Source organism: Sulfuritortus calidifontis (assembly GCF_003967275.1).
GTDB lineage: Bacteria > Pseudomonadota > Gammaproteobacteria > Burkholderiales > Thiobacillaceae > Sulfuritortus > Sulfuritortus calidifontis.
The window spans coordinates 1,645,589-1,667,050 of sequence record NZ_AP018721.1; the positions used below are offsets into that span (position 1 = coordinate 1,645,589).

Sequence of the window (21,462 nt, forward strand, 5' to 3'; positions counted from 1 at the left end):
GGCTGGGAGGGGGGGTAGCGCCGGTTAACAATGCTCGAACTCGGCCAACCCCTCTGGCTCATCGCCCTGCTGCCCATCGCGGCCTGGCTCGCCTTCGGCCTGCGCCGCAGCGGCGAAGGCATGAGTGCGAGCTGGCGGCTCAAGCACCCGCACCTGCTGCCGGCCGCCGCGAGCGAGGCCCGGCTGCCCGGCGCCCGTCTGCCACTCTGGCTCACCGCGCTCGGCCTCGCCCTGATCGCCGTCGCCCTCAGCCAGCCCCGCGAGGTCGGCCAGTGGCTGACGCCGCCACCCGAGGGCCGCGACATCGTGTTGGTGATCGACACCTCGCAGACCATGAGCATCGACGACTTCCAGCTCGGCGGCAAAAAGGTCGAGCGCCTGGCCGTGCTCAAGGCGGTGATGGGCCGCTTCATCGAAGGGCGGCCCGCCGACCGCTTCGGCGTCATCGCCTTCGGCTCACAGGCGGCCACGCTGACGCCGCCCACCTTCGACCGCGTCCACGTCCTGGCCCAGCTTCAGCGACTGCAGGTGGGCATGGCCGGCGACAACACCGCACTCGGCGATGCCCTGGGCCTGGCGCTGAAGCAGTTGCCGCCGAAGAGGCTGCGTCCCGCGCTGATCCTGGTCAGCGACGACGCCCCGAGCAACAGCGGCGACCTTACCCCGGCCGAGGCCCTGGCCGTCGCCCGGCAACTGGGCGTGGCCATCCACACCGTGCAGGTCGGCAGCGACCTGTTCGCCGAGGGCCGCGTCGAGGTGGAAGCGGCCGACCCGCAGCCGAACATGGCCGATCTCGCGCGCGTGACCGGCGGCCATCACTATTTCGTGCGCGGCACCGAGGACGCCGAGCAGGTCATCCGCGACATCGGCGCCCTGGAGAAGACCCTGGCCCGCCCGGCCAGGCATCGGGAAATCCGCGAGTGGTATTGGCTGCCGCTCGCCCTGGCCGCGGCCCTGCTGACGCTGGGCCGCGTGTTGGCGATGAGGCGCGAGGCATGAGCGAACTCTTCGGCCTCGAATGGCGTGAGCCCCTCTGGGGCCTGCTCGCCTTGCAGCCCCTGCTCTTGTGGGGCCTGGGCTATTGGCGCCGGCACAAGCTGGCCGGTTATGCCGATGCCGCCCTGGCGCCCTGGGCGCTGCTGGCCGGCGGTGCGCGGCCGATGGAGCGCTGGCGTCTCCTCGGCCACGCCCTCGCCTGGGCCCTGCTCGCCGCCGCCGCGGCCGGGCCGCGCCTGCCCCTGGAAGAGAGCGCGGGCGGCGGCCAGCCCGGCCAGCGCCATCCGCTGCGCGTCGATATCGTGCTCGATGTCTCGGCCTCGATGCAGGCGACCGACATCGCGCCCAGCCGCCTGGCCCGGGCCAAGCTGGAACTGCGCGATCTCATCGCCCGCCTGCGCGGCGAGCGGGTGGGACTCATCGTCTATGCCGGCGAACCTGGCCTGCTCTCCCCGGCCACCGACGATGCCGCACTCTTGCAGCGCATGCTCGATCAGGTCGAACCGGCGCTGATCGCCACCCCCGGAACGAACCTCGCCGCCGCCCTGCAGCTCGCCCAACGCGATGTCGGCCAAGGCGGCGCCGTCCTGCTGGTGGGCGATGCCGAGGCCGACAGCCTGGCCGGCGCCGCGGGCGAGGCGGTGCGTGTGGCAGTGCAGGATTTAAAGGCGGCCGGCATCCCGCTTTATGTGCTCGGCGTCGGCACCGCCAGCGGCGCGCCGATCCCGCTGCCCGAGGGCGGCCATGCCGAGCAGGATGGCGCACAGGTGCTGAGCCGCATGGCCGCAACCAGCTACGGCGAATTGGCGCAGCGCACCGGCGGCGTCTTCGTCCCCGCCGTCGACGGCGATGCCGACTGGGCCAGCCTCTACGACAACCACCTCGCCCGCCTGCCGGCCGCGCCGCCGCCGGCCGATGCGGTGCGGGCCTGGCGTGAACTCTATGCCTGGTGCCTGGCGCCGGCCCTGGTGCTCCTGCTCTGGCTACACCTGCCGCGTGCCTTGCCGCAGGCGGCGGCGCTGCTGGTCGCCGGCCTGATCGCCCTGCCCGCTCACGACGCGCAGGCCGATGACACCCTGCAAGCCGCCTGGCGCGATTACCGCGCCGGCCGCCACGCCGAGGCGCAGACCCGGTTCGAACGGGCCGGCGGCTACCTGGGCCAGCTCGGCGCCGGCGCCGCCGCCTGGCGGCTCAAGGACTACGCTGCCGCCCAGCGCCACTTCGGCGCGGCCCTACTGCTGGCGCGCACGGCCGCGGAAAGAAGCGACGCCTTGTACAACCTGGGCAATGCACACTATGCCCTGGGCAACTGGCTGGCCGCAGCCGAGGCCTACCAGGCCGTGCTGCGCGAGCGGCCGCAGGACAGGCGCGCCCAGGCCAATCTGGAAAGGGCGATCTATCGCCTGAAGCAGCGGCGCGGGCCGGTGCTCGGCAGCACCGACCTGCGCGGCCGCATGGGCTTTTTCGCCGAAGGCATCACCAGCACCGAATGGGATCGCGAGATCGCGGTGAAGGAATTCGAGCGCAAGGAAACCGGCACCCTCATCGACAAGGACAAAGCGGCCGGCCAAGGTGCCCGGCTCGACGGCGCGGCGAGCCGGGCCGTCGGCGTTGAGGCCGACGGTCGCCGCCTGCAATCGGGCCTGAAGAAACTGGAGCTCCTGCACGACAAGCCGACCGCGATGTACCAGGGCCTGATGAAGCAGGACGCCTCGAGCAGCAGCATGGAGCTGCCGCCATGGTGAAGCGTTTCGCCTTCTGCCTCGCGCTCGCGTTTGCCGGCCACGCCTGGGCGCTCACCGCCCAGCTCGACCGCAAGGCCCTGGCCCTGGGCGAACCGCTCACCCTGAGCCTCGCCGGCAAGGCTGCCACGCTGGAAGCGATCGACCTGGCGCCGCTCCAGGGTGATTTCGAGGTCTTCGCCCGCACCCTGAGCAAGAGCGCAACACAAGGCATCCTGCAACTCACGCTCTATCCGCTGAAGACCGGTCGGCTCGCCATCCCTGCCCTGGGCAGCGGCCGCGACCGCAGCCGCACCCTGGCGGTGCGGGTCGATGCCGGTTCGGCCGACATACCTGCGGTAAACATCAAGCTCTTTACCGAGCCGGGCCAGCCCTTGGTGCGGCAAGCCACCCGGTTGACCCTGGAACTCTGCGACGACGGCAGCCTGGAATGGAAGCGGCCAAACCTGCCGCTGTCGGGCCGGATGCAGCATCGCACCCTGGGCGAGGAACAAATCGAGATCGAGCAGGGCGGCGTGCGCTGCACCGCCCATCGCTATCACTGGGCCGTGCTGCCCACCCAGGCCGGCGAGATCCGCTTCGAGCTGCCCATGCTGGAGGCGATCAAGTTCGGCCAGCGCCTGCGCCTGCCGCCGCCGGTTGCGAGCTTCGCTGCGGCGCCGGTGCCGGCCTGGCTGCCGCTCAACGTGCCGGTGGGCAAACCAAGCCTGAGCGCGGAGGCCTTGCCGGCCGAGTCGCCGCTGGAACGGCCGCTGGCCTGGCGCTTCACGGTCGAGGGCGGCTACAGCATCGATGGCCTGAAGGCCCTGCTCGCGCTGCAATTGCAGCCCCATGCCACATGGCGCGCCTACCCGCCGACGGTGGAGCCGCTGGCGCCGGAGGAGCGCAACTCGCCGCTCACGCGCCTTGCCGTCACCCTCTATGCCCTGCCGGAAACGACCGGGCCACTGGCCCTGCCCAGCTTCGCCCTGCCCTACTACGATCCGGGCAGCGGACGACTGGAACAGCTTGCGCTGGCCAGGCAGACCCTGCGGATCTACGACCCGTTCTGGCGCAAGCTCGGCCTGGCCGCCATCCTGCTGGCCGGCTCGGCCGTCTTGCTCGTGCTGTTGCAGTGGCTGTATCGGGAATGGCAATGGCGCCGGCGCAGAGACGACACCCTGCTCGCCATCGGGAACGCCGCCGATCCGGCCGAACTCGGCCTGGTGTTGCGCGCCTTCTCCCTCACGCCGAACGCGCAAGCGGCGGCGACCCTAGGCCAATGGCTCGCCCATATGCGTCGGCAGTGGCGAGGCACGGCGGCACTGGATGCCCTGGTCGCCGCCCTCGAGGCCCGCCGCTACAACTTGCAGTACATCCCCCTGGCGGACCTGAAGCAGCAGGCGGTGGCAGCGCTCGGCATGATCAAGCCCCTGCGTCGGTGGTGGTAAGGCACCAAGCCGTCAGCCAGGCGCCTTAGGCGGAATCCGAAATCCAGCGCAAGGGCCAATGAGTGGATACCGGGTCGAGCCCGGCATGACCACACCGCAATAAAAGGGGGCTTGTGGCCCCCTCTTCAATCCGGCGTCTTTTAGACGCTGGCGATATAGTCGGCGATGCCAGGGTCGTTCTGCTTGACGCCGATGAGACGAGGGTTGTTCAGTTTGCGCGGGGTCACGGTCTTGACCGAACGCAGGTATTCGGCGACCACATCCCAGATCGGGGTGCCGGTCGCGCCTTCGGCCACCGGCGCCCAGCCGGCCACCTTGTACTTCTTGTTGGCAGCAAGCGGCTTGCCGTTAAGGCGCAGGTCGGAAATGCGCTTGCCCATCTTCTCGTAGGGGTTCAGGGCATAGGTGATGCCGCCGACGCGCACCATGTCGCCGCCCTGCTGGTAGTAGGGGTCGGCGTTGAACAGGTTGTCGCAGACGTCTTCCATCACCTCCTTGATGGTCTGGCCGGTCATCTCGGTCAGGGTGCTGAAGGAGTAGGTGGTCGCGGTCTGGTCGAGCAGGTGCTCCATGGTGATGGTGTCGCCCGGCAGCAGCGAGGTGCCCCAGCGGAAGCCCGGCGAGAAGGCGGCGTCGGCCCCCTTCACCTTCATCATGGCGTCCATGATCAGCTGGTCCCAGGAGCCGTTAAAGTTGCCGCGGCGGTAGAGCACGCCCTCGGTGATGGCCAGCTTCTCGTTGAGCTTGGCCTCGTAGGGCTTGCGCACGCGCTTGATCAGCGCCTCCATCTTCTTGTCGGCCGCCAGCAGGTTGGAGAACACCGGCACCAGGCGGTACTTCCAGCCCTTGATCTTGCCGCCCTTGACGTCGAAGTCCATGACGCCGAGGAACTTGCCGTTGGAACCGGCGTTGGTGACCAGGGTGACGCCCTTGGCGTTCTTCACCGGCACCGGCTGCGGCACGCCGTCATGGGTGTGGCCGCCGAAGATGACATCGACGCCGGTGACGCGGCTGGCCATCTTGATGTCGACGTCCATGCCGTTATGCGACAGCACGACCACGATCTGGGCGCCCTTGGCCCGGGCCTCGTCCACCCACTTCTGCATGCCGTCATCGCGGATGCCGAAGCTCCAGTCCGGCACCATGTAGCGCGGGTTGGCGATCGGGGTGTAGGGGAAGGCCTGGCCGATGATGGCGACCTGGACGCCGTTGACGCTCTTCATCACGTAGGGCTTGAACACCTGGTCGCCGAAGTCGTTGGTCACCACGTTCTGGGCAATGAAGTCGATGCCGTGCTTCTTGAAATCGCCGTTGACGATCTCCATCACCCGCTCGGCGCCCTGGGTGAATTCCCAGTGCGGGGCCATGACATTGACGCCCAGTTCGATGCAAGCGTCGACCATGTCCTGGCCCTTGGTCCACAAGGCGGTGCCGGAACCCTGCCAGGTGTCGCCGGAGTCCATCAGCAGCGAGCCGGGGCGCGAGGCGCGCACCTTGTCGACCAGGGTCTTCAGGTGGGCGAAGCCGCCGACCTTGCCGTAGGTCTTGGCCGCCTGCTCAAAGTTCAGGTAGGTGAAGGCATGGGCGTCGATGCTGTTCGGGGCGATGTTGAAGTGCTTGAGCAGCTTGTCGCCAACCAGGTGCGGCACCTTGCCCACCGCGCCTCCGACACCGATATTGACGCTGGGCTCGCGGAAGTAGATGGGCATCAGCTGGGCATGGGTGTCGGTGATGTGCATCAGCGACACGTTGCCGAAGGCCGGGATGTCATAGAAGTTGCTCGGCGCATTGCCGGCCAGGACCTGCTTGCTGTCGAGCATCATGCCGGCGGCCGAGGCGGCGGCCAGCACTTGCAGAAATTCGCGACGGGTCATCGACATGGGGGCTCCTCCTTGGTAACCAATTTAAGTGTTCGAATTCTGGCAGACCTGCGGCCTGCGTAAATGGTAACTATTGCCCAAATTGCCGGCCGCGCAGGAAAAAAAATCCGGGCGCGGGGCCCGGATTTCATCGCTGCGAGAGCGGCTTACTTGCGGAACACGGAGGCCTTCATCTCGAGCCCGTTGCTCATGTAGGACTCGAAGAACTCCAGGTTCTTGTAGCGCTTGCTGCCCACGTTGTCCGGCACGTGGCGCACGGAGTTGTGGCAACCCTTGTAGCGCATCTGCAGGGTGACCAGGTTGTCACCGCCGCGGAACACCGGCCAGTGGGTGGTGTGGCCCAGGGCGGGCGAGAGCAGCTCGGAGCGCAGGCGGACGCCGGCATTCTGCACGTGACAGTTGGCGCAGGCGAGGTTGAGCTGACCGGCACGGGAATAAAAGGTGTGCTTGCCGTCTTCATAGGCGGCCAGGGCAGCCGGGCCGTTGACCTTGACGTTGACCTTGGCGCCATCCGACAGGGTGCGGGCATAAGACAGCAGCGTGCCCATGGTTTTGACGTCGTCCAGCTTGTAGGGCTCTTCGCCGTTGGCGACGCGGCAGTTGTTCAGGGCCTCGTCGAAGATCACGACCTCACCCTTCTTGTCGTCGAACATCGGGTACATGGCCGCGGCGTTCTTGCCGCCGTTGGGGAAGCAGTCGGCGTATTTCTTGCCGTTCTTGAACGGGGTTTCCCACATCTTCTTGCCCTGCTCGACCACGCCCTCGTAAGGCGGGAACTCCATGATGCTGTCGTACTGGGCCTTGGAATCGGCATCCAGGGCCAGCGCACCGTGGATGTAGTTCTCGAACTTGACGTCCGGGAACTTCTGCTTGAAATAGTTGACCATCGCCTTGCGGTCTTCTTCCGGCCCTGCGGATGCCGATACCGCACCCAACAAGACACCGGCCCCCACCAGCGTCAATAGCAATTTCTTCATGCCGTCGTCCTCCATTGACTGTATTTGAGTTGGCCGGCCATACGGCCGGCCCTTGGCTTAATGCAGATCAGCCAACCGTGGCTTCGGCGCTGTTCTTGTCACCTTTGTTGTCGACCCAGCTGACGGTGACCTTGTCGCCAGCCTTGGCACCCTTGACCTTGAAGCCCAAAAACGGGTTCTTGGACACGGCGCCGCCGATCTCGGCCTGGAGCACGGTCTTGCCGCCGAGGGTGGCGACGATGCTGTTGATGTGATGGGCCGGCACCAGTTGGCCCGTCTTGGCATCCTTGCGGGTGCCGGTTTCCATAACGTGGTTCATCAGAACCTTGATGTCGGCGACATCGCCGGCCAGGGTGGCGCGAATCTTCATCGGCTCAGCCATGATTGTTTCCTTTTCGATCCAGTGTCAGTTGCGTGTAAAAGTCGGGCGGGGCGAATCAACCGCCGCAGCCGCCGATGGTGACTTTCACTTCCTTGGCAGCGGTGAACACCTTGCCGCCGGCCTTGACCACGGCACGGACGTTGGAGGTGTTGGCCAGCTTGATCCGAGTCGAGATGTAGCCGGTGGCGCCGTTCGACAGCTCGAATTCGCCGACCATGGGAGTGGCGTTCTTCTCGGCGATGATGGCGATGCTGTTGGTGCCGGCGATGTTGCTGGTCACCTCGACCGGCACCACGGCACCGTTCTCGGCGATGTCCGGGGCCTTGACGACGATGTCCTTGCTGTCGGCAGCGCCGGTAGCCTTGATCGCCTTCATCACGGCATCGACGCCCTTGGCGTCGAAAGCGGCGCGGTCGGAGGCAAAGGCGGCGGTCGGCTTGAGCAGGCCGGCAGCAACGGCCACGCCCACGGCGGCGGCAGAGCCGACACCCTTCAGAACAGTCCTACGCTGGTGATTCATGGATTTACTCCTCGTTAACGAAAATTACAGGCCGTAGACAAAGTCGACGACCTTGTCGATTTCCTGCTCAGTCAGGATCTTGTGCTTGCCCATGGGCGGCATGTAGGAAGACGGGTTGGACGCGGTGGCATCCCATATCTTGGCGCGCAGCACCTTCTTGTCGGGGAAGCGGTCCTTCATGGCGATCAGCGGCGGGCCGCTGTTGCCGGGCTGCTGATCGTCGGCCACGCCAGGCATGGCATGGCAGGCCAGGCAGTTGCCTTTGGTGCGGTCGTAGGCGATGTCTTTGCCGGATTCTTCCTTCTTTGCCTCATCGGCATGAACGGAAGCGCTCAGGATCAGGGCGCCCAACAGGGCAATCCCCTTGATTGGAGTGCGTTTCATAGTGTCTCCTCGTATTTGACGGCCATCGTAGCGTGTCTGCTTTGGAACGCGCATCCCTTGTTAGGACGCGCTGAGAATAGACGACTTCCAAGTCGAGGCCAATACCTTGCCCGGCCAAATAGTACGAATTTATCGGGTGACTTCCTGCCGCTCGACCAAGGCCTGCAATTGGCGCAGGCGGGCCTCGGCGATCGACAGCCGGTAGAAGTCCCGGTCGCCGCTTTTCAGCGCCAGCTGCAGCTGCTCCACCGCCGCCCGGTATTCGTCGCGGCGGGCATAGGCCTCGGCCTGGGCCATATGCGATTCCATGGTCCGCTTCAGGGCCTGGTAGGCCTGGGCCTGCAATTCATAGAGCTGGGCATCGTCCGGATGCAGCCGCAGCTGCTTGTGCAGCAGTTCCAGGGCGGACGTCGGCTGTCCCTGGCGCAGCAGGGCCTTGGCATAGGCATAGGCGAGCGGACGGGAATCCGGGTTGGCCGCCAGGCCGTTGCGCAGCAGGGCCAACGCCTCACCGCCACGGCCGCGGGCAAAGGCCACGTCGGCCGCAAGGTTCTGCACGATGGCCGACTGGCCGATCTTGCGCGGGATGGCCTGCAACTCGGCCGCGGCCCGCTCGGCCTGGTTGGCCCGCAACAGGGCGACGGCCATGCCGTAATGCCTGACCGCCTCGTCCTGCTCGTCCTGATAGGACTGGTTGGCGAAACGCTTTACCGCATCGTTCGCCTCGCCTTGCTGCGCCTGGATCTTGGCCCGCAACAGGCGGTAGTCGAGTGAATCAGCCACCTGGTGGTAGGCGACATCCTGCAGGCGGTTCTGCATGTCGGCGATGCGCTCGAAATTGAGCGGGTGGGTACGCAGATAGGCCGGCGCATTGTTTTCGTAGAGCCGGGTCTGGGTCTGCAAGCGTTCGAAGAAGCTGGCCATGCCCGAGGCGTCGAGACCGGACCGGCTCAGGGTCTGGAAACCCACCCGGTCGGCCTCGCGCTCGTGCTCGCGGGTGAAGTCGAGCTGGCTCTGCACGCTGTAGGCCTGGGCCGAGGCGATGGCCGCCTGGCTGACCTGGGCATTGGAGCGGGCCGCCAGGATGGCCACCGCCAATGCGGCCAAGGTCGGCAGCAGCGCGTTGTTCTGCACCGCGACGATGCGGGCGATGTGGTTCTGGGTGACGTGGGCGATTTCGTGGGCGAGCACGCCGGCCAGCTCCGACTCGCTCCGGGTGGCCGAGAACAGGCCGGTGTGGACGCCGATGTAGCCGCCGGGCAGGGCAAAGGCGTTGATGGTGGCATCGCGCACGACGAAGAACTCGAAATGGCGGCCTGGGTCTTCGCTGGCGGCGGCCAGGCGATCCCCCAGGTTGTTGAGATATTCGGTCAGCTCGGGGTCGTCGAGGTAATCACGGTCGATCCGGATCTGGCGCATGATCTCGCGGCCCAGCTTGGCCTCCTGGGCGGCAGAGAAGGTGGTGCGGGCCACCTCGCCCAGATCGGGCAGTTCCGCCGCCTGGGCGGAATAGCTCAGCAAAAGCGCAATGGCAATGGCGCGGAGGGATCGCATGGGCCTATGATAACGGCCTCACGCCCGAGTTCCCAAAGCATATGAACGATTTCACCCATTTCGACGGCCAGGGCCGCGCCCACATGGTCGACGTCGGCGAGAAGGCCGAGACCCACCGCTCGGCCACGGCCGGCGGCCGCATCGCCATGCAGGCCGAGACCCTGCGCCTGATCCGCGACGGCGCCGCCAAGAAGGGCGACGTGCTCGGCGTCGCCCGCCTGGCCGGCATCATGGCGGCCAAACGCACGGGCGACCTGATCCCGCTCTGTCACCCGATCGCGCTGACCCGGGTGACGGTTGACTTCGAATTCGACGAGGCCCATCACGCCATCGCCTGCCGCGCGACAGCGGAAACCGTGGGCCGCACCGGCGTCGAGATGGAGGCATTGACCGCCGCCAGCACGGCGCTGCTCACCATCTACGACATGTGCAAGGCGGTCGACCGCGGCATGGTGATCGAACAGGTGCGCCTGCTGGAAAAGCTCGGCGGCAAGTCCGGCCACTGGCGGGCAGGCCAAGCATGAACGAACGCCTCGCCATCGACCCGACCACTTATGTCCACGGCCTGGATATCCAGGGCCTGCGCACCCTCCAGGCCGAGGCCGCGCAAGCTGCCGGCCTCGGCGTGTTCTTCCGCGACACCCTGAAAGATGGCAGCACTGGGCCCGAACTGGCGGTGATCCCGCCCGGCATCTTCGAGATGGGCGCCGCCGAACCCGAGCGCCGATTCGGCGATCTGCCCCAGCGCAACACCCGGATCGACCGCGCCTTCGCCATAGGCCGCTGCACGGTCACCGCCGATGAGTTCCAGCGTTTCGAGGAGGCCTGCGGATTTTTCTGGCAGGACCACCTGCTGCGCGGCGAGGGCCGGCAGCCGGTGATCAACATCGACCTGACCACGGCCCAGGAATACCTCGACTGGCTGTCGCTGGAGACCGGCCATCGCTATCGCCTGCCGACCGAGGCGGAGTGGGAATACGCCGCCCGGGCCGGCAGCCGCAGCGCCTACTGCTACGGCGAGCACCTGACCTGCAGCGAGGCCAACGTCGGCTCCTTCGCCCCGCCGCGCCAGGCGGTTTCCGGCTGGCGCCGCTTCCTGCCCTTCTGCGTGCCGCTCAACCGGGCGGTCGAGGTCGGCAGCTATCCGCCCAATCTCTGGGGCCTCTATGAGGTGCACGGCAACGTCTGGGAATTCACCTCCGACCGCTGGGTCGGCCCGATCGATGCCCTGAGTCGCAAACCGGCGCAGGGCGACTGGCGGGTGACCAAGGGCGGCTCCTGGTTCGAAGGCGCGCGTGATGCCCGCGCCGCCTCGCGCAAGCCGCGCTTTTACCACGAGCTCGATCTCAACCTGGGCCTGCGCGTGGTGCGCGAGTTGTAATTCCGCGATGAACCATAAAAAAACGGGGGCCGCGGCCCCCGTTTTCGTTTCGGCGCTTGCCGTTCAGAACGGTAGGCCGTGCGCGTGGGCGGTCATGCCCAGCAGCATGGGGATGGACAGCATGGTGTTTGTCCGCGAGGCCAGGAAGGCGATCTTGCGCGCCTTGGCCTTCTCCTCATCGCTTGCCTGCACGATGCCCAGGATCTTCTTCTGGTTCGGCCAGATCAGCACCCAGACGTTGAACAGCATGATGGTGCCAAGCCAGGCGCCGATGCCGATGGCGTAAACGGCCGGGTTGGCCAGGGTGAAGGCGTCGACGAAGATGCCCATGTGGCCCAGGGCGCCGGCGCCGGACAGCCAGGTCAGCACGGCGGCCCAGCGGAACCAGAACAGGGCGCGCGGCGCGACGTACTTGTTGATCGCGGCCGGGCCGGGGTTGCCGTCGGCGGTGGCGGCGGCTACGGCCGGCACCTGCACGGCGTTGAAGTAATAGAGCAGGCCGATCCAGGCCACGCCGACCACGACATGGAACCAGACGAAGGTCTCCAGCATGTTGAAGGCCGGCACCGCGCCTTCGGATGCCGGTGCGATATAGGTCAGGATGACAGCCAGCAGGATGCCGGCGATGACGGTACCACCACGAGTCTGCAAGGGATTCATTGAATAAAGCTCCTCATATCGTTAGGCGGATTCAACCACGAAGTGCAACACGGCTGAATGATTGCATAAAAACCTGATGCGGGGTTTTCCAGCCCAGGCGTTTTCTGGGGCGGTGGTTCAGGCGCTCCATGATCATGGCCAGTTCCTCCTGGGTGACGGTGTGAAAGGGCCTGGATTTGGGCAGGTACTGCCGGATGAGGCCGTTGGTATTCTCGTTCGTGCCGCGTTGCCAGGAGGCATAAGGGTCGGCGAAATAGGACGTGGATTCGAGTGCCCGGTCGATCTCGCCATGGCGGGCGAACTCCAGGCCATTGTCGAAGGTGAGCGTCTTCACCCGGGCCTTGAAGGGTGAAAGCAAGCGGATGATGGCCTCGCTTACCGCCTCGCTGGTCTTGTTGCGCACGTGGGCCAAGAGGCAGAAACCCGACTTGCGCTCGGTGAGGTTGACGATGGCCTGTTTGCGGCCAGCGCCGATGAGGGTGTCACCCTCCCAATGGCCGACCAGGCTGCGCGACTCGACGGCCTGCGGGCGCAAGGCAATCGGCCTGCGACCGGGGATTTGGCCGCGCAGGCTTCGGCCCGAGGCATAGCGTTTGCGACGCTGTTTCTGGCATCGGAGGTGGCGCCACAATGTGCCGCCGGCTCGCTTGTCGGTATAGGCGCGCTGATAGATCGCCTCATGGCTGATCGGCAGATGCGCGGCGATCTGCTCGGGGCTGTGCTGCAGGGCAAGTCGTCTTTGGGCTTCCTCCCATACTTCCGGCAGGATGCGCGGCGCGTTGCGGCTATTGGCCGCCCGCGCCTCGGACAGGCGCTGCGCCTGCCGGGGCCGGTAGCCGCGTAATCCGCTGTTGCGGGCAAGCTCGCGGCTGATGGTGGAAGGGTGGCGGTCGAGCAACTGGGCGATCTCGCGCTGTGTATGGCCGGCTTTGAGGAGGACGTAAATTTGGTATCGTTCGTTCTGGGTCAGATGGGTGTAGTTCATTGGGCAACTTCGACTTGGCGGTTGATGGAGCAAAATGCTCACGCATTCTGACCCACCTTCCAGTTAATCAAAATTGCACTTCGAATTTGAATCCACGTTAAGTTTTTGTATTGCCGTGCTGATAAAAGCATGCCCGCACGAGGCGGGCATGCTTCTAATAACGGGTTTGCGCCATGCGCGATATTTCGCGTCAGACGCAACCGGTCGGCTTGGGCGTGCCGGCATAACGGCCGGCCTGCTTGGCGGGACCGAAGGGGAACAGGTCGAACAGGAACTTCTTCTCGCCCCACTCCGGACCGAACTCTTCCTTCAACGCCTTTTGCAGGATGCGCAGGTTGGGCGCAGTGCCATATTCGTTGAAGTAGTCGCGCATGTAATGAATGATCTTCCAGTGGTTCTCGCCCAGTTCCAGCTTGTCCTGGGAGGCGAGGTAGCTCGCCACATCCTCGGACCAGTCGGACAGGTCAACCAGGTAGCCTTCGGGGTCGGTAGCGACCGTCTTGCCGTTGATTTCGATTTCCATCTTTAACTTCCTCTCTTCACCACTGTATATATGATGTGCGTTAGCCCTCAGGGGCGAACATGGCCCCATCCTATTAAACCCGAGCAGTCTTGTCAACTATTACAAGACTTAATCCAATCTCGCCCCAGTCCAAACCACAGATTCAATCCATGAGCGACCGCCGCCTCATCTACCTTGCCAGTTTCCTCAGGGCCATCGCCACAGGCCTGATCGGTGTGTTGCTCGGCCTTTACCTCGCCCGCCTGGCCTTCAGCCCGGCCGAGATCGGCCTCACGGTGAGCGCCGGCCTGGCCGGCGCCACCCTGGCCGTCTTTCTGGTCGGCCTACGCGGCGACCGCTGGGGCCGGCGCCGGACCTTGATCCAGCTGGCCTGGCTGGCGGCGGCCGGCGGCCTGGGCGCCCTTTTGTTCTCGGAACTTGCCGCCATCCTGCTCGCCGCCTTCGTCGGCATGCTCAACGGCCAGGGACGCGACCGCGGCGCCAGCCTGGTGCTGGAGCAGGCCATCCTGCCGGCCACCACCAGCGATGCCGAGCGCACCCGCGCCTTCGCCTGGTACAACGTGCTGCAGGATGTCGGTCATGCCCTGGGCAGCGCTCTGGCCGCCCTGCCCACCTGGCTGCACGACATGGGCGGACTGCCGGACCTGGCCGGCTTCAAATTGGCGCTTGGGCTATATGTGCTGCTGTTCGCCGCCCAGGCCATGCTGTTTGCCCGCCTGAGCCCGCGTATCGAGCAGGCGCTGTCGGAGAAAGCCATGCCGCTCTCGCCCGACAGCCGCCGCCGGCTGACCCGCATCTCCGCCCTCTTCGCCATCGACGCCCTGGCCGGCGGCTTTCTCGGCGCCGCCCTGATCGCCTATTTCTTCCATGCCCGCTTCGGCGTCGACGCCCAGAGCATCGCCGCTCTGTTCGTCGGCGCCCGCGCGCTCAATGCCGCCTCCCATCTGGGCGCAGCCTGGCTGGCCCGGCGCATCGGCCTGGTCAACACCATGGTCTTCACCCATATCCCATCCAGCCTGCTCTTGATGACCGTGGCGGTCGCCCCGGATTTCACCACCGCCGCCATCCTGTTTTTGCTGCGCGAGGGCCTGGTCGAGATGGACGTGCCGACCCGGCAGTCCTATGTTATGGCCATGGTCAAGCCGGAGGAGCGCACTTTCGCCTCCGGCGTCACCCATCTGGTGCGCCTGGGCGGCTGGGCGGTCGCGCCGGCCTTCGCCGGTCTGCTGATGCAGGGCCTCTCGCTCGGTGCACCGCTGCTGGTGGGCGCGGCCATAAAGATCGGCTATGACGGCCTGCTTTGGGCCGGCTTCCGCCGGATCCGGCCGCCGGAAGAGCACATTAGTAGTTAAGAATATTAGTCAAGTATTGTTATCAACCGGACCAATCTTTAGAATTGGTCTTATTTTCCACCCGACGGAGAAAACGAATGGAACACCAACTGCCCGCCCTGCCCTACGCCATGGACGCCCTGCAGCCGCACATGTCCAAGGAGACCTTCGAGTACCACTACGCCAAGCACCACCAGGCCTATGTGACCAACCTGAACAACCTGATCAAGGGCACCGAGTTCGAAAACAAGTCGCTGGAAGACATCGTCAAGAGCGCGCCCGCCGGCGGCATTTTCAACAATGCCGCCCAGGTCTGGAACCACACCTTCTTTTGGAACTCGATGAAGCCCAACGGCGGCGGCGAACCCAGCGGGGCGCTGCTCGATGCGATCAACAAGAAATGGGGCTCGTTCGACGAGTTCAAGAAGGCCTTCCAGGCCTCGGCCGTGGGCAACTTCGGCTCGGGCTGGACCTGGCTGGTGAAGAAGGCCGACGGCTCGGTCGACATCGTCAACACCAGCAATGCCGGCTGCCCCCTGACCACCGCTGACCGCGCCCTGCTCTGCGTCGATGTCTGGGAGCACGCCTACTACATCGACTACCGCAACCTGCGGCCCAAGTTCGTCGAGACCTTCCTCAACAACCTGGTCAACTGGGACTTCGCCGCCAAGAACTTCGCCGCCTGAGCGCAGTCCTACGGCAAACAAAAAAGGCCCGGGCAACCGGGCCTTTTTGCATCCGAGTCAGCCAGAATAGCGTCATGGAATCCGCCAAGCCCCTGTTCTCCTATCGCCCCTACTGGGCCAAACGCTTCGGCACCGCGCCCTTCCTGCCGATGTCGCGCGCCGAGATGGATGCGCTCGGCTGGGATTCCTGCGACATCATCCTGGTCACCGGCGACGCCTACATCGACCACCCCAGCTTCGGCATGGCCCTGGTCGGCCGCCTGCTGGAGGCGCAGGGCTTCCGGGTCGGCATCATCAGCCAGCCCGACTGGCGCTCGGCCGAGGCCTTCCGCGCCCTGGGCCGGCCCAATCTCTATTTCGGCGTCACCGCGGGCAACATGGATTCCATGGTCAACCGCTACACCTCGGACCGCAAGATCCGCTCCGACGACGCCTACACCGCCGGCGCCGAACCGCACAAGCGGCCGGACCGCGCGGTGACCGTCTACGCCCAGCGCTGCCGCGAGGCGTTCCGCGACGTGCCGGTGGTCATCGGCGGCATCGAGGCCTCGCTGCGCCGCATCGCCCACTACGACTACTGGTCGGACAAGGTGCGCCGCTCGGTGCTGGCCGACTCCAAGGCCGACATGCTGCTTTACGGCAACGCCGAGCGCGCCCTGGTGGCGCTGACCCACCGCCTCGCCAGTGGCGAGAAGATCGCCGACATCCGCGATCTGCGCGGCAGCGCCTTCATGGTGCCGCGCGGCTGGCTGCCGAACGGGGAATGGGTCGAACTCGATTCCACTCTGATCGACACGCCGGGTCGAGTGGATAAGCATCCCGATCCTTATGCCGAAAACCCCGCGGCCAAGGCGCCGCCGGCCGCCGCGGCCCAGGTCGTCCATTTCCAGGACCGGGCGCAGTTGCGTGCCCGGCGCCAGGAACAACGGCGCCACAGCGTCATCCGTTTGCCGGCCTTCGAGCAGGTCGAGAAGAACAACGTGCTCTACGCCCACGCCTCGCGCGTGTTCCATCTGGAATCGAACCCGGGCAACGCCCGCGCCCTGGTCCAGGCCCACGGCGAGCGCGACGTCTGGCTCAACCCGCCGCCGATCCCACTGACCACTGAGGAGATGGACCGGGTCTACGACCTGCCCTATGCCCGCGCGCCGCATCCGAGCTACCGGGACGCCCGCATCCCGGCCTGGGAGATGATCCGCTTCTCGGTCAACATCATGCGCGGCTGCTTCGGCGGCTGCACCTTCTGCTCCATCACCGAGCACGAGGGGCGCATCATCCAGAGCCGTTCGGAAAAATCCATCCTGACCGAGATCGAGGCCATCCGCGACAAGACGCCGGGCTTCACCGGCATCATCTCCGACCTGGGCGGCCCCACGGCCAACATGTACCGCCTGAAATGCCGGGACGAAAAGATCGAGTCGGCCTGCCGCCGCCTGTCCTGCGTGTTCCCCGACATCTGCCCCAACATGGGCACCGACCACGGCCCGCTGGTCCAGCTCTATCGCAAGGCGCGCGCCCTGCCCGGCATCAAGAAGGTACTGATCGGCTCCGGCGTGCGCTACGACCTCGCGGTGAAATCGCCGGAATACGTGAAGGAACTGGTGCAGCACCACGTCGGCGGCTATCTCAAGATCGCGCCCGAACACACCGAAGAGGGCCCGCTCGAGCATATGATGAAGCCGGGCATCGGCACCTACGAGAAGTTCAAGCAGATGTTCGAGAAATATTCGAAGGAGGCGTGCAAGGAGCAATACCTCATCCCCTACTTCATCGCCGCCCACCCGGGCACCACCGACGAGGACATGCTCAAGCTCGCGCTCTGGCTCAAGCGCAACGGCTTCCGCCTCGACCAGGTGCAGACCTTCCTGCCCACGCCCATGGCCATGGCCACCACCATGTGGCACACCGAACTCAACCCCTTGAAGAAGGTGCTGGGCGGCCACGCCCGCGCCGTGCCCATCGTGCGCGCCGGCCGCACGCGCAAGCTGCACAAGGCCTTCCTCCGCTATCACGACCCGGAGAACTGGCCGCTCTTACGCGAGGCGCTGAAGCAGATGGGCCGCGCCGATCTGATCGGCAACGGCCGCCAGCACCTGGTGCCGAGCTTCCAGCCGGCCGGTACCGGCCGGACGGCCGAAGGCACGCGCAAGCCTTGCGCGACGGCACGCGGCAAACCGGGGTTCAAACCCGGGGCCGGCAAAGGGCAGCCGCCCCAACGCCGTCGGCCGAAATAGCCGCGAAGGGAACGGCATGTGCGAATTGCTGGGCTATAGCGGAAGCGAGGCGGGAGACCTGAGTCCCTGGCTCGCCCCCTTCCGTCTGCGCGGCGGCCAGACCGGCGACAACCCGGACGGCTGGGGCGTGGCGGCCTGGAATGAAACCGGTTTCGACATCGTCAAATCGCCCGAGCCCGGCCACAGTAGCGAACAATTCGCGCAACTGGCGCACACGCTGCGCAGCCGGCTGCTCATCGCCCATGTCCGCAAGGCCCGACATCCGCCGGTGCCGGGCATGCTCAACACCCACCCCTTCCGCCACAACTGCTGCAATCGGCCATGGGTGTTCGCCCACAACGGCCTGGTACCCGAGGTGATCGAGTGGCACCCGGCCAATGCCCCCTGCAAGCCGCTGGGCGACACTGATTCGGAGCACGCCTTCTGTCATCTGCTGACCGCCATCGCCGACAGCTACGCCAACACAAGCGAGCAAGACTGGATCCATCGCCTCGCCGAATTCGCAGAAGGCACTGCCAGTTTGGGCAAGTTCAATTTCCTGCTCTCCGACGGCTCGCTGCTCATCGCCTATGGCCATGACCGGCTGCACCATATGGAAGTGGCCAATGCCGAGCGCCCTTATGCCGTCATCGCAACTGAAGCGTTAAGCCCGGGAAACTGGCAGCCGTTTGCAGCGGACGAGTTGCGGATCTATCGAGATGGCATGCTGCTGGCGCGGCGCATCGCCGGCAAGGTCGCACAACCGACTTAGCGCGGCGCCGACAACTTTAGCCAGAGCACCACCGAGGCCAGACATAGCGTGATGCCGTTGGCCACGATCACCGGCAGGCTGCCGATGGCCAGGCCATAGGCCAGCCAGCAGGCCACCCCAAGGGTGAACAGCAGATACATCGGCAGCGAGATGCCGGAGAGATCGCGCGTGCGCCAGGACTGCCAGGCCTGCGGCACGAAGGCGGCCGTGGTCAGGATGGCCGCGGGATAGCGGAGCAGTTCCGCGCAGGCCATCAGTCGAACACCACCGTCTTGTTGCCGTAGACCAGGATGCGGTTGTCGATGTGCCACTTCACGGCGCGCGACAGCACCACCTTCTCCAGGTCCGCCCCTTTCTGCACCAGATCTTCCAGGTCGTCACGATGCGAGATGCGGGTGACGTCCTGCTCGATGATCGGGCCGTCATCGAGCACCTCGGTCACGTAGTGGCTGGTCGCGCCGATCAGCTTCACGCCGCGCTCGAACGCACGCTGATAAGGCTTGGCGCCGTGGAAGGCGGGCAGGAAGGAATGGTGGATGTTGATGATGCGGTTGGGCCAGCGCTGGATGAACGCGGGCGACAGCACCTGCATATAGCGGGCGAGCACCACGAAATCGACCCGATGCGCCTCGAGCAAGGCCTGCTGCGCCGCCTCGGCCTCGGCCTTGGTCTCCTTGCTCACCGGGATGTGTTGGAACGGCAGCTTGTAGGCCTCGGCCAGCCAACGGGTGTCCGGGTGGTTGCTGATGATGAGAGGAATCTCGCAATAGAGCTCGCCCGACTGCCAGCGATACAAGAGATCGGCCAGGCAGTGGTCGTGCTTGGAGACGAAGATGGCCAGGCGCGGCTTCATTGACGACAGGGCCAGGCGCCACTGCATTTGATATTCGCCGGCGATGGGGGCGAAGGCCTCATCGAACTTGTGCAGGCCGAGGTCGAAGCCGTCGAGGTCCCACTCCACCCGCATCAGGAACAGGCCGGCCTCCTTGTCCTGGTGCTGGTCGGCATGGAGGATGTTCGCGTTGTGCCGGTAGAGGAAATTGGCGATGGCCGCGACCAGGCCTTTGCGGTCGGGGCAGACGATCAGGAGGACGGCGGTATTGCGCATAAACGGAACTCAAAGGCCGGCCCAGAGGCCGCTGGGAAAAGCCTGCATCATACCGGCAAACCGGAGGCCGGAGTCTGATTAGAAACAGGCGCTTTCGCCCGGCATTTTGTTTATTTTGTTGCAAAAAGAAACGAATTAAAAAGTGGGCCAGCCGTCGAGAGTGAGGATACCGCCATGGCGTTGACGCACCACCCAACCGAAACACCTCCATCCCAGACTTCCGCGGCCCGGCCTTCCCCCTGGGCCAGCCGTGGCCTGCTGGCCGCTTGGCTGGCCTACAGCGCCATCGCGCTCGGCTGGTTCCTGGCCAACGACCCCCTCCTTTCCCTCTACGTTTGCGGAGCACGCTAATATGACCACCACCATCGACGAAGAACGCGTTTTGCAACCCGGCCGCGTCGCCGCCGACAGGGTGATGCTCGGCACCCTGGCCTTCCTTCTGGTCGTCTCCCTGGGCGTGGCGGCAGTCACCTCGACCTGGGCCGTGGCTCTCATCGTCGGCATCCCTGCCCTGGCGGTGCCCTTCGCCCTGTTCAAGATGAATCCGGGCAGCCTGGTCTCGCGCATCGCCATGGCCTGCGCCTTCATGATCTTCTCGGCCCTGACCATCCAGCAGACCCGGGGCATGATCGAGGCCCACTTCGGCATCTTCGTGCTGCTCGCCTTCCTGCTCTATTACCGCGACTGGCGGCCGATCGTCGCGGCGGCCGGCGTCATCGCCGTGCATCACCTGGCCTTCAACTACATGCAGGCGGCCGGCATGGGCGTCTATGTCCTGTTCAACGGGCCCAACCTCGGCATCATCATCCTGCATGCGGTCTATGTCGTGGTGGAAACCGCCGTGCTGGTCTACATGGCCGTGAAGCTGCGCACCGAGGCGATCGAAAGCGCCCAGGTCGCCTCGCTGGCCGAGCACATCGGCCAGGGCGATCTGACCCAGGCCCTGCACGACAAGGCCCTGGCCGGCCGGCCGCTGCTGACCAAGATCGTCGACATGCAGAAGCAGCTGATCGACACCCTGGGCAAGGTCAACGCCCAGGCCCGGCAACTGGCCGGCACCACCCAGCGCATGGCCAGCCAATCGCAGGAGGTCGACAACGCCATGGACCGGCAGAGCGAATCCACCTCGGCCATCGCCGCCACCATCGAACAGCTCACCGTCTCGATCAATCACCTGTCCGAAGGCTCCGCCGAGGCCGCCCGCCTGGCCCAGCAGAGCGCGCAATCGTCGAACAGCGGCTCCAGCGTGGTGCGCTCCACCATCAGCGAGATCCGCAGCATCGCCGATGCCATCGGTACCCTGTCCAAGGACATGGATCAGCTGGGTACCCAGTTCGACAACATCACCAGCGTGGTCGGCCTGATCAAGGACATCGCCGACCAGACCAATCTGCTGGCGTTGAACGCATCGATCGAGGCAGCCCGCGCCGGCGAACAGGGCCGCGGCTTCGCCGTGGTGGCCGACGAGGTGCGCAAGCTGGCCGAACGCGCCCGCCAGGCGACCGAGGAGATCAGCCGCACCATCGACGACATTCAAACCAGCAAGGGCTCGGCCCTGGGCAGCATCGAGCAGGCGGTCAAGCGCGCCAGCGCCGGGGTCGAGCTCGCCAGCAGCGCCGGCAAGTCGATCGAGACCATCAGCCAGGATGTCCAGGAAGTGCAGCGCGTGGTCGAGGACATCTCCAACGCCCTGCGCGAGCAGACCGTGGCCGCCAGCGACATCGCCCGCAACATCGAGCAGGTCACCGCCATGGCCCAGGCCAGCAGCCAGGCCGCCAACAACGTGCGCGACAACTCCGACGACCTCAATCGCATCGCCCAGGAAATGGCGCAATCGGTCGTCCGCTTCCGCCTGCCTTAATAAGCGGCAAGACAATCACAACCGGGGCCGCGCGCCCCGGTTTTCATTTCCAACCGCCAACGCCTGCAATTGACCAT

The 21,462-nt window shown here is 65.7% G+C and carries 21 protein-coding genes; 10 read left to right on the forward strand and 11 right to left on the reverse strand.

Translation table 11 applies throughout. The annotated features are described in order from the left end of the window. Positions 1-30 precede the first annotated feature (30 nt). Genes EL388_RS08535 through EL388_RS08545 form a run of 3 tightly spaced genes read left to right on the forward strand, consistent with a single transcriptional unit; the run spans position 31 to position 4,168 of the window. A complete protein-coding gene (locus EL388_RS08535) occupies positions 31-999 on the forward strand; it encodes a VWA domain-containing protein (RefSeq protein ID WP_126462394.1) in 969 nt (322 codons plus the stop codon). Further along, a complete protein-coding gene (locus tag EL388_RS08540; protein ID WP_126462396.1) occupies positions 996-2,741 on the forward strand; it encodes a vWA domain-containing protein in 1,746 nt (581 codons plus the stop codon). The genes EL388_RS08535 and EL388_RS08540 overlap by 4 nt, the downstream gene beginning before the upstream one ends. Next, complete coding sequence (locus EL388_RS08545) at positions 2,735-4,168, forward strand: BatD family protein (RefSeq protein ID WP_126462399.1); 1,434 nt, start codon at positions 2,735-2,737, stop codon at positions 4,166-4,168. The genes EL388_RS08540 and EL388_RS08545 overlap by 7 nt, the downstream gene beginning before the upstream one ends. A 140-nt stretch (positions 4,169-4,308) precedes the next feature. Here EL388_RS08545 and soxB read toward each other — a convergent pair whose 3' ends face one another. The 6 genes from soxB to EL388_RS08575 all read right to left on the reverse strand — a co-directional run bounded on the left by soxB (position 4,309) and on the right by EL388_RS08575 (position 9,865). Beyond that, positions 4,309-6,048 (reverse strand): thiosulfohydrolase SoxB, encoded by a 1,740-nt coding sequence (gene soxB / locus EL388_RS08550; protein WP_126462402.1) that lies wholly within the window; start codon positions 6,046-6,048, stop codon positions 4,309-4,311. A gap of 146 nt (positions 6,049-6,194) precedes the next feature. Continuing rightward, the gene (gene soxA, locus EL388_RS08555; protein ID WP_165919107.1) at positions 6,195-7,025 is read right to left on the reverse strand and encodes a sulfur oxidation c-type cytochrome SoxA; all 831 of its coding nucleotides are present in this window, start codon (positions 7,023-7,025) and stop codon (positions 6,195-6,197) included. Positions 7,026-7,092: 67 nt separating this feature from the next. After that, positions 7,093-7,407, reverse strand: coding sequence for a thiosulfate oxidation carrier complex protein SoxZ (soxZ, locus tag EL388_RS08560; RefSeq protein WP_126462407.1), 315 nt, complete (start codon positions 7,405-7,407; stop codon positions 7,093-7,095). A gap of 55 nt (positions 7,408-7,462) precedes the next feature. Further along, on the reverse strand, positions 7,463-7,927 hold the full coding sequence (soxY, locus tag EL388_RS08565) for a thiosulfate oxidation carrier protein SoxY (RefSeq protein WP_126462411.1): 465 nt from the start codon (positions 7,925-7,927) through the stop codon (positions 7,463-7,465). 24 nt (positions 7,928-7,951) lie between these two features. Next, complete coding sequence (soxX, locus tag EL388_RS08570; RefSeq protein WP_126462414.1) at positions 7,952-8,311, reverse strand: sulfur oxidation c-type cytochrome SoxX; 360 nt, start codon at positions 8,309-8,311, stop codon at positions 7,952-7,954. Positions 8,312-8,440: 129 nt separating this feature from the next. Next, positions 8,441-9,865: a M48 family metalloprotease gene (locus EL388_RS08575; RefSeq protein WP_126462417.1), complete on the reverse strand. Its 1,425-nt coding sequence runs from the start codon at positions 9,863-9,865 to the stop codon at positions 8,441-8,443. Between the two features lie 41 nt (positions 9,866-9,906). Between EL388_RS08575 and moaC the strand changes: the two genes are divergently transcribed. Together moaC and EL388_RS08585 are read left to right on the forward strand one after the other, a co-directional pair. Further along, positions 9,907-10,389, forward strand: coding sequence for a cyclic pyranopterin monophosphate synthase MoaC (gene moaC / locus EL388_RS08580; protein ID WP_126462420.1), 483 nt, complete (start codon positions 9,907-9,909; stop codon positions 10,387-10,389). After that, positions 10,386-11,246: a formylglycine-generating enzyme family protein gene (locus EL388_RS08585; RefSeq protein WP_126462424.1), complete on the forward strand. Its 861-nt coding sequence runs from the start codon at positions 10,386-10,388 to the stop codon at positions 11,244-11,246. Before moaC ends, EL388_RS08585 begins: the two co-directional genes overlap by 4 nt. A gap of 63 nt (positions 11,247-11,309) precedes the next feature. Here EL388_RS08585 and EL388_RS08590 read toward each other — a convergent pair whose 3' ends face one another. The 3 genes from EL388_RS08590 to EL388_RS08600 all read right to left on the reverse strand — a co-directional run bounded on the left by EL388_RS08590 (position 11,310) and on the right by EL388_RS08600 (position 13,414). Then, positions 11,310-11,798 carry a urate hydroxylase PuuD gene (locus EL388_RS08590; protein WP_232019227.1) on the reverse strand — a complete coding sequence of 163 codons (489 nt, stop codon included), beginning with the start codon at positions 11,796-11,798 and terminating at the stop codon, positions 11,310-11,312. A 139-nt stretch (positions 11,799-11,937) separates the two neighbouring features. Then, entirely contained in the window at positions 11,938-12,891 is a 954-nt protein-coding gene (locus EL388_RS08595) for an IS30 family transposase (protein ID WP_126458242.1), read from the reverse strand. A gap of 190 nt (positions 12,892-13,081) precedes the next feature. Beyond that, positions 13,082-13,414, reverse strand: coding sequence for a TusE/DsrC/DsvC family sulfur relay protein (locus EL388_RS08600; protein ID WP_126462430.1), 333 nt, complete (start codon positions 13,412-13,414; stop codon positions 13,082-13,084). Between the two features lie 149 nt (positions 13,415-13,563). On the opposite strand from EL388_RS08600, the gene EL388_RS08605 reads away from it, so the two are divergent. From EL388_RS08605 to EL388_RS08620, 4 genes are all read left to right on the forward strand, one after another. Further along, positions 13,564-14,766, forward strand: coding sequence for an MFS transporter (locus tag EL388_RS08605; RefSeq protein ID WP_126462433.1), 1,203 nt, complete (start codon positions 13,564-13,566; stop codon positions 14,764-14,766). A 77-nt stretch (positions 14,767-14,843) separates the two neighbouring features. After that, the gene (locus EL388_RS08610) at positions 14,844-15,431 is read left to right on the forward strand and encodes a superoxide dismutase (protein ID WP_126462436.1); all 588 of its coding nucleotides are present in this window, start codon (positions 14,844-14,846) and stop codon (positions 15,429-15,431) included. A gap of 74 nt (positions 15,432-15,505) precedes the next feature. Next, complete coding sequence (locus tag EL388_RS08615; protein WP_126462439.1) at positions 15,506-17,665, forward strand: YgiQ family radical SAM protein; 2,160 nt, start codon at positions 15,506-15,508, stop codon at positions 17,663-17,665. Between the two features lie 16 nt (positions 17,666-17,681). After that, positions 17,682-18,416 (forward strand): class II glutamine amidotransferase, encoded by a 735-nt coding sequence (locus EL388_RS08620; protein WP_126462442.1) that lies wholly within the window; start codon positions 17,682-17,684, stop codon positions 18,414-18,416. On the opposite strand, the gene EL388_RS08625 is transcribed toward EL388_RS08620, so the two are convergent. Beyond that, on the reverse strand, positions 18,413-18,670 hold the full coding sequence (locus EL388_RS08625; protein WP_126462445.1) for a SemiSWEET transporter: 258 nt from the start codon (positions 18,668-18,670) through the stop codon (positions 18,413-18,415). The genes EL388_RS08620 and EL388_RS08625 overlap by 4 nt on opposite strands. Further along, positions 18,670-19,524: a formyltetrahydrofolate deformylase gene (gene purU / locus EL388_RS08630; protein ID WP_126462448.1), complete on the reverse strand. Its 855-nt coding sequence runs from the start codon at positions 19,522-19,524 to the stop codon at positions 18,670-18,672. The genes EL388_RS08625 and purU overlap by 1 nt, the downstream gene beginning before the upstream one ends. Before the next feature lie 352 nt (positions 19,525-19,876). On the opposite strand from purU, the gene EL388_RS08635 reads away from it, so the two are divergent. Next, the gene (locus EL388_RS08635; protein ID WP_126462451.1) at positions 19,877-21,385 is read left to right on the forward strand and encodes a methyl-accepting chemotaxis protein; all 1,509 of its coding nucleotides are present in this window, start codon (positions 19,877-19,879) and stop codon (positions 21,383-21,385) included. Positions 21,386-21,462: the final 77 nt, after the last annotated feature.

Bases quoted from the DNA above. Each gene is read 5' to 3' on its own strand.
- soxB (WP_126462402.1), bottom strand. From the start codon at position 6,048: ATGTCGATGACCCGTCGCGAATTTCTGCAAGTGCTGGCCGCCGCCTCG.
- EL388_RS08615 (WP_126462439.1), top strand. From the start codon at position 15,506: ATGGAATCCGCCAAGCCCCTGTTCTCCTATCGCCCCTACTGGGCCAAA.
- EL388_RS08635 (WP_126462451.1), top strand. From the start codon at position 19,877: ATGACCACCACCATCGACGAAGAACGCGTTTTGCAACCCGGCCGCGTC.
- EL388_RS08600 (WP_126462430.1), bottom strand. From the start codon at position 13,414: ATGGAAATCGAAATCAACGGCAAGACGGTCGCTACCGACCCCGAAGGC.
- moaC (WP_126462420.1), top strand. From the start codon at position 9,907: ATGAACGATTTCACCCATTTCGACGGCCAGGGCCGCGCCCACATGGTC.
- EL388_RS08590 (WP_232019227.1), bottom strand. From the start codon at position 11,798: ATGCTGGAGACCTTCGTCTGGTTCCATGTCGTGGTCGGCGTGGCCTGG.
- soxY (WP_126462411.1), bottom strand. From the start codon at position 7,927: ATGAATCACCAGCGTAGGACTGTTCTGAAGGGTGTCGGCTCTGCCGCC.
- EL388_RS08605 (WP_126462433.1), top strand. From the start codon at position 13,564: ATGAGCGACCGCCGCCTCATCTACCTTGCCAGTTTCCTCAGGGCCATC.
- EL388_RS08625 (WP_126462445.1), bottom strand. From the start codon at position 18,670: ATGGCCTGCGCGGAACTGCTCCGCTATCCCGCGGCCATCCTGACCACG.
- EL388_RS08595 (WP_126458242.1), bottom strand. From the start codon at position 12,891: ATGAACTACACCCATCTGACCCAGAACGAACGATACCAAATTTACGTC.
- soxX (WP_126462414.1), bottom strand. From the start codon at position 8,311: ATGAAACGCACTCCAATCAAGGGGATTGCCCTGTTGGGCGCCCTGATC.
- EL388_RS08545 (WP_126462399.1), top strand. From the start codon at position 2,735: ATGGTGAAGCGTTTCGCCTTCTGCCTCGCGCTCGCGTTTGCCGGCCAC.
- EL388_RS08535 (WP_126462394.1), top strand. From the start codon at position 31: ATGCTCGAACTCGGCCAACCCCTCTGGCTCATCGCCCTGCTGCCCATC.
- EL388_RS08620 (WP_126462442.1), top strand. From the start codon at position 17,682: ATGTGCGAATTGCTGGGCTATAGCGGAAGCGAGGCGGGAGACCTGAGT.
- EL388_RS08610 (WP_126462436.1), top strand. From the start codon at position 14,844: ATGGAACACCAACTGCCCGCCCTGCCCTACGCCATGGACGCCCTGCAG.
- soxZ (WP_126462407.1), bottom strand. From the start codon at position 7,407: ATGGCTGAGCCGATGAAGATTCGCGCCACCCTGGCCGGCGATGTCGCC.
- EL388_RS08585 (WP_126462424.1), top strand. From the start codon at position 10,386: ATGAACGAACGCCTCGCCATCGACCCGACCACTTATGTCCACGGCCTG.
- soxA (WP_165919107.1), bottom strand. From the start codon at position 7,025: ATGAAGAAATTGCTATTGACGCTGGTGGGGGCCGGTGTCTTGTTGGGT.
- EL388_RS08575 (WP_126462417.1), bottom strand. From the start codon at position 9,865: ATGCGATCCCTCCGCGCCATTGCCATTGCGCTTTTGCTGAGCTATTCC.
- EL388_RS08540 (WP_126462396.1), top strand. From the start codon at position 996: ATGAGCGAACTCTTCGGCCTCGAATGGCGTGAGCCCCTCTGGGGCCTG.
- purU (WP_126462448.1), bottom strand. From the start codon at position 19,524: ATGCGCAATACCGCCGTCCTCCTGATCGTCTGCCCCGACCGCAAAGGC.